Genomic DNA, 14102 nt, shown 5'->3' with positions numbered 1-14102 from the left:
CAGGGTCGGCGCGGCCACTCGGCGCGCAGCGATGCGACGGCGCATGCCGCCGTACACGGTAAGACAGCGCGATGACGCGCACAGGGACGCAGCACTCATCGTGGATCGCCGTAGAAGATGCCACGCCCACCGGTGGCGAAGTACACGCGCCCGGGGATGCGCGGATCGCCGGTGACGTTGTAGGGCTTGCCGAACCGGTGCACGTCGTCGTTGATGCGCAACCAGTGCGCGCCTTCATCGTCGGAGCGGAACACGCCGTCCACTCCATCCACGCGGCCGGCCAGATACAGCGCCGGCGGTGCGCCATCGCGCAGTGCCTTGCCAATGCCCAGCGAACGCGCCTCGTCCGGCCTGGACAAGGTCTGCAAACGCCCGTCCTGCCAGCGCATCACGCCCAGCGCGGGGCTGGCCAGATACACCACCCCCGCCCGCCACGGATCCGGGCGCAGCTGCGGGCGCGCCCGTTCGTCACGCGCCGGGTTGCCGGCCTGTACACCAGTATCGCGAAAGTTCGCCGCACCATCGCCGCTCTCGTACAAGCGCCCGCTGGCGGTATCCACCGCGTACCAGCGCCGCGCATCAACGCGATCGGCCACCGCCACTGCGGTCTCGGGCAGCCCCTGCACACGCTGCCAGTGCTTGCCGAAATCGGCGGTGCGCCAGTTACCGCCTTTCTCGGGCGCCCACACCACATGGGATGCATCGGCGGCAATGGCGATGTTGCCGGCGCCCTGCCCGGCTGGCGGCTCGCTGGCGAACGCCGTCCACTGCGCGCCGCCATCGCGCGAACACAGCGCGCGGATCTCGTTGTTGCGGCGATCGCGCACGGTACCGCTGCGCACCACCCACTGCGCGGCCTGCCCGGCGGCATCGATGCTCTCGCCATTGGTCAGGCGCGGGCCGGCGTATTGCAGCTGCGCACGCTCCAGATCGTCATGCCGGAAGCCGTCGATATCGCCCAGCGCACTGAGCAGGTGCGCGCCCTGCATCGGGCTGAGCAGATCCAGCGGCACGGTTTCTTCCAGCCCGCGATCCTGGAACCACCACTGCAACGGCCGCTGCTGCCTGGCGAAATCCTGCAGGTTGCGCGAGGCCCAGATGCCGTAGCCGGTGACGAACAGCGCGTGGTTGCTGTCGAACGGATCGATCGCCAGCGCGCCCATCCAGTGCGGCGTAGCCTGCGCGGTCCACGGTGCTGCGCTGTGATCGAACTGCGCGCCCGCCAGCAACGGCGTCCAGCTGCGCCCGCCGTCGACGCTGCGGAACAGCTCATCGTGCGGGCTACGACGGCGGAAGGTGCTGGCCAGCAGCACCTGCGGCTGTTGCGGATCCACCGCCACCGCGCCCCAACCGAAGCCATCGCCGCTGGCCGGCTGCGCGAGCGGGCTGATCTCGCTCCAGCGCGCCTGCGCCGGGGTGTATTTCCACAGCGCGCCGCCGGCCATCAGGTCCGGCCCGGGCTGGTCGCCGTAGCTCAGATACCACTGCCCATCGCTGCCGCTGGCCATATGACTGGGACGCAGGCCCTTGGGCTGCCCGGCCACCGCCGACCAGCTGCGACCGGCGTCGTCTGAGACATACAGACTGGTCTGCGCGGTGGACACGCCAACATAGATGCGCGGGGTCGGACGGCCGGGGCGGCCGCTGGCGGCATCGAAGACGACAAAGGCGATGCCCACCGCCTGCTCGCGTCCGACATGATTGCGCGCCGTCGCGCCCGCCATTGCCTCGGCGGGAAATGCGTCCACCCGCGCCCAGTGCGCGCCGCGATCGTCGCTGCGCCACAGGCCTGCATCGCGTGAGCCCAGCAAAAGCACACGGCCATCGTGCGGGTCCACCGCCAGCCGTTCGCCATTGGAACGGCCCAATTGATTGCCGCCGAGTTTGAACGGCAACTCGGCACGCTCGAAACTGCGGCCGCGATCGAACGAGCGCAGCACCGCGGCATTGCCGGCGCGCTCGTGCATGTAAGTACCTGCGGCCAGATACAGCGCCTGCGGGTCGGCAGGATCGACCGCGAATGCGTCGATCCCCATCAGGTTCCAGTCGTCGGCGCCCAGCCAGTCGGTAAGCGCCACCCACTGCTGCGCACGCGCATCCCAGCGGTACGCACCACCGACATCGGTGCGTGCATACGCAAGATCGTGCTCGGCGGGATGAAACAGCACACCGGTGACGAATCCGCCACCGCCGATGGCGACGCTGCGCCATTGGTAAGGCCCCTGCACCGCCGGATCGGCAGCCTGCAGCGGCAAAATCGAAAGCGACAACAGCACCAGCAGTGCCAGCCATACACGGACCGGCCACATCGCTGCGGTAACGCGGCGCACAGTAGGCGGATCGATCACAGCGATCATTCCTCCGGCTCCTCTTGCGATCGACGGCCCGCCGTCGATAGGAAAAACACCGGCCCGACGGGCTGCCTGCACAGCTCGCCGGACCGGAGACGCACTTCCTACGGCGCGTTCTACAGGCTGGCCCGCAATGTCAGGCCATACCGACGATCGTTGATCACGAAGTCACGGTAGCGCGACTCGGTGCCCAGATAGCTTTCGCGACGGGTATCGAGCAGATTCACGCCATCGAGCGAAATCGACCACACATCATTGATGTTGAAACGCAGCGAGGCATCCAGCTGGCCGAAACCCTTGTTGTAGACCGGCAGGTTGCCGGTGCCGTTGCCCGCGGTGGTCACCAGCCAGTCGCTGCGCCAGTTGTAGGCCACACGGCCCTGGAAGCGCGAGGTTTCGTAGCTGAGGATCGCGTTGTAGCTGTTCTTGGACAGGCCTTCCAGCGGCACGGTCAGCGCCTGGCCGTTGGTGTCGGTGGCAGTAGGGCTCGGTGCCTCGCTGTCGACATAGGTGTAGTTGGTCTGCAGGCCGAAGCCGCTCAACCAGCCCGGCAGGAAATCGAAGAACTGCGTATAGCCCAGTTCCGCACCGCGGATCTTGCCGGCATCGCCGTTGACCGGACGGGTGATCTGCCAGACCTGGCCGTCGTAGACCTCGTTGAAGACGGCATTGGCGATGAAGCCTTCGACCTTCTTGTAGAACAAGGTGCCGTACATCATCGAGCCCTGGCCGAAGTACCATTCCAGCGCGGTGTCGAACTGGTCGGCCTTGACCGCTTCCAGACTCGGGTTACCCGCAGTACCGGTGAAGGTCGAGGCACCATTGGAGGTGCCGGTGCTCAGGCTCAGGTTCGGGTTGAGCCGGTCGAAGGTGGGACGGGAGATGCCGCGCGAGGCCGCAAAACGCCACTGCAGCTGATCGCTCAGCATCCAGCGCAGGTTCAAGCTGGGCAGCACGTCGGTATAGGTCTGCTGCGCATCCACCGGGATCAGGCCACCGCCTTCGCTGTCGGTTCCGGTGCGCACGCCCTGCGAGCCCACCTCGGTGCGCACCACGCGCACGCCGATGTTGCCGTCGAACGGAATCGAGTCGCTGTCCACGCCGAAGCGCAGCACGCCATAGGCCGCGTAGGTCTTCTCGTTCTGCGTATTGATGTTGTTGGGCGCAAATTCCAGCGGGCTGGCACCGAAGGTGGCCAGGGTCTGCTCGTAGTTGGCGACTGCCGAGTCGGCAGCCGTCAGCGTGCGGCCGAAGGTGCTGCTCTCACCGCGGAAGAAGTCGGTGATCGGGTTGGTCACCAGGCCGATGGTCGGGTACTGCGAGAACGGCGTACCCGAGCAATCGTTGATGCACATGAAGCGGTAGATATTGCCCTTGGTCTCGGCATCGCGGTCGGTGTAACGCACACCGGCCTTGAAGCTGCGCACGAAGTCGCTGTCGAAGGCCAGGTCCATATCGGCGCGCCAGGCGAACTCGGTGCCCTTGTTGTCGTCCTTGTTGTCCAGGTGCCAGCGCCAGCCGTCGTAGTTGTTGGCATCGGCCAGATAGCCTTCCGCGCCGCTGGCATCGGTCACCGACAGGCGTGGCAGATCGCCACGGAAGTCGACGTTGAACTGCGGGCTGGTGTCCTGCCCGGTGGCAATGATGTAGCGCGTGCCCTTGGTGGTGGCATCGACATACTGGAAGTCGGTGCTCAGGGTCAGCTTCTCGTTGACCGTCCACTTGGCGCCCAGCGAGTAATCGGTGGTCACCGAATGCCGCTCGGTCAGGCTGGTGTTGGATTCGGTCGGCACGTTCTGGAACGAGCCATTGACGAACTCGTTGCGGTCGTTGACCTGGATGCCCGGCAAGCCCTGCATCGGGTTGGCGCCGGTCAGGGCGAAGAACGAATAATCGTGCCAGCTGAAGTCGTAATCCGAACGCAGCACCTGCGTATAGACCTCGACCGAATCGTTCGGACGCCATTGCATCGCAAACGCACCGGTCTTGCGCTCGCGCTCGCCGATGGTGGTGTTGATGCCGGCGCCGTGCGGCACCGACACGCCCTGGCCTTCATAGCCCGGCAGATCGGTCTGCGTATACCAAGGCTCAATCGAAATGGTGTCCTGACGGAACGGGCTCTTCTGCTGCGAATAGTTCACCAGCAGGCCGATCTCGCCGATGCCGGTCTGCCAGCGATCGCTGAACAGGCCCGAGAACGCCGGCTTGCCGTCGTCGGCCAGGTCGTAATAGTTGTACTGGACGCTGCCGGCGATCTTGCGGCCGTCGTAGTCGAACGGCAGGCGCGTGCGCAGGTCGACGGTGCCGCCCAGGCCACCTTCGATCATGTCGGCCGAGGGATTCTTGTAGACGTTGACGCCGCCGAGCAGTTCGGCCGACACGTCCTCGAAGCTCAGGCCACGGCCGTCGTTGGCGGTGAAGATGTCACGGCCATTGAGTTCGGTGCGCACCTGGGTCAGGCCGCGGATGGCGATCGAGCTGCCTTCGCCGTAGTTGCGCGAGATCTGGATGCCGGAGATGCGCTGCAGCGCCTCGGCGACGTTGTTGTCGGGCAGCTTGCCGATGTCTTCGGCAACGATGGAATCGACGATCTGCTCGGCGTTCTGCTTGACCAGCTGCGCCTTGGTGACGCTGCTGCGCGTGCCGGTGACCTGCACGGTGTCGAGCTGCTGGGTGGTGGAGTCCTGGGCCGGGGCGGCAGTGGTGGTCGCGTCCTGCGCGTAGGCCTGCGCGCTCAACAGCGTGGCCACACTGAGGGCCATCACGGAGCGGCGGAAATCACGGATCGAACGCTGACCCACAGTCCGGCCTGCCGGAATGTGGCGATGTTGCACTGACATGGTGCTCCCTCCCAGGACGCATGTACTTCTAGTTTTTAGCGGGCCGGTGCGCGAACGCCCTGCCCGTCGTTGGTGCTGGCCCGCATCCGCCCACGACCGGTAGGCCGGGCGGGTGCGATGCGTGGTAATCCTGACGAGGCTTACCTAGCGGCTGCGGCCGGAGCATAGGGCGGCGCCGTCGTGCCACACCAATGAAATATTCCTGGAAAGGTATTCGTAAAACCTATAGCAACGCCGACAAACCCGCTGGGTCTGGCATTACGGATCCGGATGGCCGGATCGGCCAAAGCGGGCTCAAGTCTGCGAGCCCGCACACGGCGGTTCCGTGATGGCCTTCGCTTACCAGTTCATGCGCAGCACCAGCGAATAGCGCCGGTCGTTGACGAACGAGGAGCGCGTATACAGACGCGGGTCCACCTCACCGCCTTCGTACGAGGTCGGCCCCATCAGCACCTTGGTCACCGTATTGGTCAGGTTATTCGCCTGCACGCCCAGTTGCAGGTGCTCGTTGAAGCGGTAGAAGAACGAGCCGTCGAGCTGGCCATAGTCGTCGGCCCAGGTCGGCAGACGGGTGGACGCATCGCTGGTGGTCAGCAGGTAACGCGAGCGCCAGTTGTAGGCCAGACGCAACGACAACGGGCCCTTCTCGTAGATACCGGCCAGGTTGTAGCTGCGCCGCGACAGGCCTTCCAGCGGCAGCTCGACACCGGTGACGGTGGTATTGGTGTACGGGTCGGTGGCGGTGTTGGCGCCGCCCTGGCTGTCGACGAAGGTGAAGTTGGCATTGACGCCGAACCCGCTCAGCCAGCCCGGCAGCTGATCGAAGAACTGGGTATAGCCCAGCTCCGCGCCGCGGATGGTGCCCTCGTCCATGTTGTACGGGCGTGTCACCAGCCACGGGCGGTTGTCGTAGATCTCGCTGCGGGTCTGGGTGGAGAAGTAATCCTTGACCTTCTTGTAGAACAGCGTGGCGTAGAGCATGTCGCTGGTGTCGAAATACCACTCCAGCGCGGTGTCGAACTGGTTGGCCACCATCGGCTTGAGGTTCGGGTTGCCGGCGGTGCCGACAAAATCGGTCGCCTGGCCGGCGTCGTTGGTTTCCACGTTGAGCAACACATACGGCTGCAGCTGGGTGTAGTCCGGGCGCGCCATCGCCTTGGAGGCGGCAAAGCGCCACTGCAGGCTGTCGGTGAAGCGCAGCCGCAGGTTCAGGCTGGGCAGCACGTTGGTATAGCTGCCCTGGGAGTTGTTCTCGAAGTACTGCCCGGTATAGCGCGCCTGCAGTTCCGGCGAGACATTGAGCCCGGCCAGGTTCTGGAACTGGCCGAAGCCTTCGGCCTGGGTCTTGGTCTGCACCACGCGGATGCCGATGTTGCCATCCACCGGCACGCCCCAGGCCTCGTCGTTGCCGAAATACAGCGCCGCGTAGGCGGCCTGGGTGCGTTCGTGCTGGCGGTTGGTGTCCTGCGGCTGATAGGTGTCCGGCGCCCAGCCGTAGCCGCGCAGCGCCACGATCTGCTGGATCATCTGCGAGGCGGAGCGGTAGTTGTTGACCAGGCTGCTGTTGGGCACCACCAGCGTGGTCGGCACGTTCACGCCACCGCGGAAGAAGTCGGAGAAGGTGAACAACGACGACTGGTCGGTCATGAACTCGGACATATTCGCCAGGCCGTTGCTGGTGCCCGGAATGGCGGCCCAGTTGTCGGAGATTACGCCCCAGTTGTAACCGGAATTCTTGTTGATCTGGTTACGGTCGGTGGCGCGCATGCCGAAGCGCGCAAAGCGCAACCAGCTGCTGTCATCGAAGGTGTATTCCAGATCCACACGCGTGGACAGCTGCCGCCCGCGGTTCTTGCCCAGGTGGTCCATCGCCGCCGCCCAGAAGTAGTTGGACGGGTCCTGGGTAAAGGCCGGATTGGCGATCTGCACGCTGGGATACTTGCCCGACACGTCGTACGACAGGCCCGGCAGATAGGTCGCACTGAACACGGTGAAATCCAGCTGCTCGTTCTCCGACTCCACTAGCTGCATATCGCCCTTGATCTGCAGGTTGTCGTTGAAGAAATGGCTGAAGCCCACCGACATGTCGGTGGTGGTGGTGCGCTGTTCGGAATAGCGGTTGTCGGTATTGAAGCGCACACCATCGCCGGTGAGCACCCCGCGCCACGAGCTGGATACCGGCGAGCCGCGCAGGAAGGCGCCGCGATCGTCGTAGTCGAAGGTGGTGCCCGGTGCCGGCGTGATGCTGTTGTTGCTGTCGTTGAAGAACGCGGCGCGCTCCTGCCAGTTCATCTCGTAGCGCGAGCGCAGGAACTGCGCATAGATCTCGGTGGCATCGCTGGGCTTCCACTGGAACGCCGCCGCGATCCCGTCGCGCTTGCGCTCGAAATCCAGCTGGCGCCAGTTCACCCCGCCCGGCACGAACACTTCGCTGCGCCCGCTGCCGGCCAGCACGGCCTCATCGGTCCGCCGCACGTACGGCTCCACCTGGATGCCGTCCGAGCGCGTAGCCAGCTCCGAATGCGCGACATCGATCATGAAGCCCATTTCGCCGATGCCGGTGTTCCAGCGGTCGCTGAACAGGAACGAGGCCGACGGCTTGTACTTCTTGCTCATGTCGCCGTAGTTGTAATCGACGTTGCCGCCAACGATCCGGCCCGGATTGTCGAACGGCATGCGCGTGCGCAGATTGACCGTGCCGCCCAGCCCGCCTTCGATGATTTCCGCCGAGGGGTTCTTGTAGACGTCCACACCGGCCATCAACTCGGCCGGCACGTCTTCGAAGCTCAGGCCGCGGCCGCTGGCGGCGCTGAAGATGTCGCGCCCATTGAGTTCGCCACGCACCTGGGTCAGGCCGCGAATCATCACGCCGCTGCCTTCGGCGGAGAAATGGTCCGGATCGCTGCGTGCGGCGAAGTGATCGATGGTCACGCCGCTGACGCGCTGCAGGGTTTCGGTGACGCTGCGGTCGGGCAAGGCGCCGATGTCTTCGGCACTGACCGAATCCACGATCTGGCTGGCATCGCGCTTGATCACCTGCGACTTGATCAGGCTGGCGCGCACGCCGCGCACTTCCACCGTATCCAGATCCACCGCGCTGCCGGCGGTCTTGCCGGCCGGGGCCGTCGGAGACGACGGCCTCTGTTGTGCGTACACCGGTGCGGCGAGCAACAGCCCGATGCTGACGGCCATGGCGGAATGACGCAAACGCGGGGTACGACGTGCGTGCACGCCCGTCCCTGCCGAGGCATGGCTTGAAAACTTGTACATCTGAATCCCTCCCAGGACGCAAGACGACTGAAGACTGGTTGTCGCGGCACCGTCAACGGGCCACATGATCGTGCAGGACGCGGACGTCGCCGCCCGGCTCCACTTCTCACTGCATGGCGGCTTTGGCCGCCGATCACCTGCCCGACTTCACGTGCGCTTCAGCGTGCGATCTGGCTCACAGATATAGGCGCGTGGTCTAGCGCCAGCCAATGAAAAATTCACAGCCTGGTATGCCATGCCGGAATACAAATGGAAGAGCCCGCTTAACCAGTGGATTCCGGCCCGCGCAGACCGGGGTACAAACGCCGCGCGGTGGTGCGCAGCGCCTGCAGAATGCGCTCGGCCCCCGGCGGCAGAATGTAATCGCGCCGCCGGATGATGCCGAACGACTCCATGCGGACGCCCAGTTCGATCGGCAGCACGGTCAGCAGCTTGGCCTGGATCAGCGGCGCCACCGATTCCACCGGCAAGGCGGTCAGCATGTCGGTGCCGCGCAGCAGCGTGGAGGTCACCGGCAGCGACGAGGTCTCGATCGCATTGGTCGGCGTCTGCACGCCGTGCTCCATGAACATCGAGTCCAGCCGCGCGCGCAGCACGCTGTCGGCCGGCGGCAGGATCCAGCCATGCCGCACCAGATCCGCATGCTGCAGGCCGGCCCGGCTGGCCAGCGGGTGGCCGGCACGCGCGATCACCGAATGCGGCTCGTCGGCCAGCGGCTCGAACTCCAGCTCGCCCACGCCTTCGGGCCCCAGGATGCGGCCGATCACGATGTCCAGCTGGCCGTCCAGCAACTTGGCCACCAGCGGGCGGCTGTAGTCCATTTCCACCCGCACCAGGATGTCGGGGAACTCGCGCTTGACCTCGGCGATCGCCTGCGGCACCAGGTTGGTGCCCGGATTCACAACGGTGCCAATCGAGGCCTGGCCCATGCGCCCGGCGCGCAACGCGGCGATTTCCTCTTGCGCCCGACCGATCTCCGACATCGCCGCACGCGCACGCCGGATCAGCACATGGCCGTACCAGGTGGGCTCCACCCCGCGGGCATGCCGCTCGAACAGTTTCACCCCCAGCATGTCTTCCATTTCCGCCAGCAGCTTGGAGGCGGCCGGTTGGGTCATGCTGGCGGCCTCGGCCGCGCGCAGCACCGAGCGTTGTTCGTGCAGATGCAGCAGCAGCAGCAGCTGGCGCGTCTTGAGGCGGGCAGCGTTGAACCAGGGAGTGCCGGAATTTGCCATGGGGTATCGCCACGCAGCTGTATTCGTAGGAGGAATAGAATATGCCGAAAATTTCATTTGCAGCACATATCTCCCCGCGCGAGGCTATCGAACGCCGCAGCAGGAGCCCCTACCTCCCGGGCGCGGCCAGAACAGACGTGACCCATCTTCCACAAGATGGCAACACGCACGCCATGATTGCGGAGGTGGACGACGATGACGGCAACTTGCCGGCCAATTGCAGGCCGTTGGAGTGCGCACGCAAGTGCGGCAGCCACCTCGTCGCGGCTGCCTGCCGCCCTCCGCGCGCTGCTGTGCAGCGCTGCAACTTCCCCCGACGCTGGCGCCCATCCGGACGCTGGCGGCCGCTTTCCGCTCTATCGCGAGTAACACGATGACCTCAGACACCACCGCCAACCTGTTCGCCCTGCCGCTGATCGCCATCCTGCGTGGCATCACGCCGGGAGAAACGCTCGACCATGTCGGTGCACTGATCGACGCCGGCTTCGACGCGATCGAGATCCCGCTCAATTCGCCGCGCTGGGCCGAGAGCATCGCCCTGGCCCAGCAGACCTACGGCGAGCGCGCCTGGATCGGCGCCGGCACCGTGCTGCGCAACGACGATGTCGACACCCTGGCCGAGATCGGTGCGCGCTTCATCGTCACCCCGAATACGCGCCCGTCGCTGATCCGCCATGCGGTGTCGCGCGGGCTCACCGTGGTCGCCGGTTTCGCCACCGCCAGCGAGGCGTTCGACGCCATCGATGCCGGCGCAACGATCCTGAAGCTGTTCCCGGCAGCCACCTATGGCGCCGCGCATGTGCGCGCGCTGCGCTCGGTGCTGCCCAAGCACATTCCGGTCTACGTGGTCGGCGGCGTCAGCCCGCAGACCCTGGCCGGCTTCCTTGCCCAGGGCGCCGCCGGCGCCGGCATCGGTGGCGAACTGTACAAACCCGCGCAATCGCTCGAAACGACCCAGACGCATGCACGCGCCTTCGTGCAGGCCTACCAGGAACTGCAAGGATGAAGATCACCCGCCTCACCACCTACCACGCCGCACCGCGCTGGCTGTTCCTCAAGGTCGAAACCGACGAGGGCATCACCGGCTGGGGAGAGCCGGTCATCGAAGGCCGCGCGCGCTCGGTGGAAGCCGCCGTGCACGAACTGGCCGGCTACGTCGTCGGCAAGGATCCGGCGCGCATCAACGACCTGTGGCAGACCATGTACCGCGCCGGTTTCTACCGTGGCGGCGCCATCCTGATGAGCGCCATCGCCGGTATCGACCAGGCCTTGTGGGACATCAAGGGCAAGGCCCTGGGCGTGCCGGTGTACGAACTGCTGGGCGGGCTGGTGCGCGACCGCATGAAGACCTATCGCTGGGTCGGCGGCGACCGCCCGGGCGCGATCATCCAGCAGATCACCGACTACCGTGCGCTGGGCTTTGACACCTTCAAGTTCAACGGCACCGAGGAAATGAAGCTGATCGACAGCGCGCGCGCCGTCGATGCCGCCGTGGTCAAGGTCGCCGAAATCCGCGAAGCCTTCGGCAACAGCATCGACTTCGGCATCGACTTCCACGGCCGCGTCGGCGCGCCGATGGCCAAGGCGCTGCTGCGCGAGCTGGAGCCGTTCAAGCCGCTGTTCGTCGAGGAACCGGTGCTGGCCGAGCAGGCCGAGTACTACCCGCGCCTGGCCGCGAGCACCTCGATTCCGCTGGCCGCCGGCGAGCGCATGTTCTCGCGCTTCGAATTCAAGAACGTGCTGTGCGCCGGCGGTATCGGCATGGTGCAGCCGGACCTGTCGCATGCCGGCGGCATCACCGAGTGCGTCAAGATCGCCGCGATGGCCGAAGCCTACGATGTCGGCTTCGCCCCGCACTGCCCGCTTGGGCCGATCGCGCTGGCCGCCTGCCTGCATGTGGACTTCGTTTCGCACAACGCGGTGCTGCAGGAACAGAGCATCGGCATCCACTACAACGAAGGCGCCGACCTGCTCGATTACGTCATCAATAAAGACGATTTTCAGTGTATCGATGGCAGTATCGCCGCCCTGCCCAAGCCCGGGCTCGGTGTGGAGATCGACGAAGACATGCTCAAGCGCGCAAACGAAAATCCGCCGGACTGGCGCAACCCGGTCTGGCGTCACAGCGATGGCAGCATCGCCGAATGGTGAGCACGCCCGAACACACCGCCGTGCTGGCGGTCGATAGCCGCTGCACGCATGGCGAAGGCGTGCTGTGGTGCGAGCAACGTGAAGCGCTGTACTGGGTGGACATCAGCGAGAAGCGGCTGTGGCGGCATCATCCGCACAGCGCACACACGCAGTACTGGACGCTGCCGGACCGCCCCGGTTGCCTCGGTCTGATGGACGACGGCCGCCTGCTGATCGCGCTGGCCAAGTCGATCTGCATCGCCGACCCGGACAACGCCGACGCCGACACGCTGCCGCTCGAGCACCTGGCCGATATCGAAGCCGGCAACCCGCATACGCGCAGCAACGACGGCCGCGCCGATCGCAACGGCAACCTCGTGTTCGGCACCATGGACGAGCACGACCACAAGGCCGCACGCGGCGCGATGTATCAGTTTTCGCTGCGCCACGGCCTGCGTGCATTGCCGCTGCCGGGCGTGTCGATCCCCAACTCGATCTGCTTCAGCCCCGACGGCCGCACGCTGTATTACTGCGACTCGCTGCGCCCGCAGATCCTGTGCTGCCATTACGACGCCGACACTGCGCAGACCAGCAACGTGCGCGTGTTCACCACGCTGGATCGCGACGATGCCGAGCCGGACGGCTCCATCATCGACAGCGAAGGCCATCTGTGGAACGCGCAATGGCGCGCCTGGCGCGTGGTGCGTTACCGCCCCGACGGCAGCATCGAGCGCATCGTGCAGCTGCCGGTCAAACACCCCACCTGCAGCGCCCTCGGCGGTGCCGCGCTGGACCGCCTGCACGTGATCAGCTCGCGCCTGGACCACAGCGCCGAAGAACTGGCGCGCACGCCGGAAGCCGGCGGTCTGTACGTCTGCGACGTGCCGATCAAGGGCCTGCCCGAGAGCCGGGTGGCCAGCGCATGATCGCCATCGACTGGGGCACCAGCAGCCTGCGCGGCTACCTGCTCGCTGCCGACGGCACGGTGCTGGAGCAACGCCGCGGCAGCGACGGCATCCTGGCCTGCCAGGGCTGCTTCGCCGAGGTGCTGAGCACGCTGATCGACGGCTGGGATGGCCCGCTGCTGCTGTCGGGCATGATCGGCAGCCGCAATGGCTGGGTCGAGCAGGCCTATCTGCCCTGCCCGGCCGATACCACCGCACTGGCGCAGGCGATGCGCAGCTACACCGACCTGCTGCCCGGACGCACGCTGTGGTTCGTACCCGGCGTAAGCACCGGCGAGCAGCACGGTGTGCCCGATGTCATGCGTGGCGAGGAAACCCAGCTGGTCGGCCTGATCGCCGCACTCGGCGACGGCGAGCACGTCGCCTGCCTGCCCGGCACCCACAGCAAATGGGCGCAGATCGCGCACGGCCAGCTGACCGGTTTCGCCACCGTCATGACCGGCGAGCTGTATGCGGTGCTGCGCCAGCACAGCATCCTGGGCAAGCTGATGCAGGACGATCCTGCGGACCTGGACACCGATGCCTTCGCGCAAGGCGTCGACCGCAGCGCCGCGCCCGGCGGCCTCAGCCACCACCTGTTCGGCGCCCGCACGCTGGGCCTGTTCGACCGCCTCACCGCCACCGCGCTGCCGTCCTACCTCTCGGGCCTGCTGATCGGCCACGAACTGCGCGAGCAGCGCGGTACTCACGCCACCGTGCACCTGGTCGGCAGCCCCGGACTGGCGCAGCGCTACGCGCTGGCGCTTGCCCATCTGGGCGTGCGGACGCAGCTGCATCGGGAAGATCTGGCTGCGACGGGATTGTTCGCGCTGGCCAGGCAGCGCGACTTGGCCTGACCGGAGACGGTCAGGACCGCGCCGAGCGGCCAGGGCTGGCGGCCGACAAATCCCGGCCAACCCCACACCGGCCACCGGACTGCTTTAGAATTGACAGGCTAAACGCCGGATTCCGCCATGCCTTTTGTTGTCACCGAAAACTGCATCAAGTGCAAATACACCGACTGTGTCGAGGTCTGTCCGGTGGATTGCTTCCATGTCGGCCCGAATTTCCTGGTCATCGACCCGGATGAGTGCATCGACTGCACGCTGTGCGAGCCGGAATGCCCGGCCAATGCGATCTACCCGGAAGACGACGTCCCGGCAGGCCAGGAAGGCTTCGTCGCGCTCAACGCCGAGCTGGCCAAGGCCTGGCCGGTGCTGACCGTACGCCAGGAGCCGCTGCCCGATGCCGCCGAGTGGGACGGCAAGCCGAACAAGTTGCCGCTGCTGCAACGCTGAAACGGCGCCTGGCAGCATCCAGCCGGGCGACAAC

The 14102-nt window shown here is 66.0% G+C and carries 9 protein-coding genes; 5 read left to right on the top strand and 4 right to left on the bottom strand.

Annotated elements, in window-relative coordinates:
* Positions 1–95: 95 nt before the first annotated feature.
* The 4 genes from ABQY64_RS09070 to ABQY64_RS09055 form a co-directional block, all read right to left on the bottom strand.
* Positions 96–2357 carry a cellulase gene (locus ABQY64_RS09070; protein ID WP_349780018.1) on the bottom strand — a complete coding sequence of 754 codons (2262 nt, stop codon included), beginning with the start codon at positions 2355–2357 and terminating at the stop codon, positions 96–98.
* Positions 2358–2467: 110 nt separating this feature from the next.
* Positions 2468–5191 (bottom strand): TonB-dependent receptor, encoded by a 2724-nt coding sequence (locus ABQY64_RS09065; RefSeq protein ID WP_104589189.1) that lies wholly within the window; start codon positions 5189–5191, stop codon positions 2468–2470.
* A 339-nt stretch (positions 5192–5530) separates the two neighbouring features.
* Positions 5531–8461, bottom strand: a complete 2931-nt coding sequence (locus ABQY64_RS09060) for a TonB-dependent receptor (protein ID WP_349780017.1) — start codon at positions 8459–8461, stop codon at positions 5531–5533.
* A gap of 263 nt (positions 8462–8724) precedes the next feature.
* Complete coding sequence (locus ABQY64_RS09055; RefSeq protein ID WP_016903232.1) at positions 8725–9696, bottom strand: LysR family transcriptional regulator; 972 nt, start codon at positions 9694–9696, stop codon at positions 8725–8727.
* Between the two features lie 373 nt (positions 9697–10069).
* Between ABQY64_RS09055 and ABQY64_RS09050 the strand changes: the two genes are divergently transcribed.
* The 5 genes from ABQY64_RS09050 to fdxA all read left to right on the top strand — a co-directional run bounded on the left by ABQY64_RS09050 (position 10070) and on the right by fdxA (position 14068).
* Positions 10070–10702 (top strand): 2-dehydro-3-deoxy-6-phosphogalactonate aldolase, encoded by a 633-nt coding sequence (locus ABQY64_RS09050; protein WP_349780016.1) that lies wholly within the window; start codon positions 10070–10072, stop codon positions 10700–10702.
* A complete protein-coding gene (dgoD, locus tag ABQY64_RS09045; RefSeq protein WP_039520821.1) occupies positions 10699–11847 on the top strand; it encodes a galactonate dehydratase in 1149 nt (382 codons plus the stop codon). The genes ABQY64_RS09050 and dgoD overlap by 4 nt, the downstream gene beginning before the upstream one ends.
* On the top strand, positions 11841–12752 hold the full coding sequence (locus ABQY64_RS09040) for an SMP-30/gluconolactonase/LRE family protein (protein WP_349780015.1): 912 nt from the start codon (positions 11841–11843) through the stop codon (positions 12750–12752). Before dgoD ends, ABQY64_RS09040 begins: the two co-directional genes overlap by 7 nt.
* On the top strand, positions 12749–13627 hold the full coding sequence (locus ABQY64_RS09035; protein WP_166772228.1) for a 2-dehydro-3-deoxygalactonokinase: 879 nt from the start codon (positions 12749–12751) through the stop codon (positions 13625–13627). Before ABQY64_RS09040 ends, ABQY64_RS09035 begins: the two co-directional genes overlap by 4 nt.
* A 117-nt stretch (positions 13628–13744) precedes the next feature.
* Complete coding sequence (gene fdxA / locus ABQY64_RS09030; protein ID WP_006453280.1) at positions 13745–14068, top strand: ferredoxin FdxA; 324 nt, start codon at positions 13745–13747, stop codon at positions 14066–14068.
* The last annotated feature ends 34 nt before the right edge of the window (positions 14069–14102 follow it).

Origin of the sequence: Xanthomonas sp. WHRI 7065 (genome assembly GCF_040203115.2) — a bacterium.
GTDB lineage: Bacteria > Pseudomonadota > Gammaproteobacteria > Xanthomonadales > Xanthomonadaceae > Xanthomonas > Xanthomonas arboricola.
Note: the sequence above shows the minus strand (reverse complement) of the source record. Positions and strands in the feature narration are given on the sequence as shown.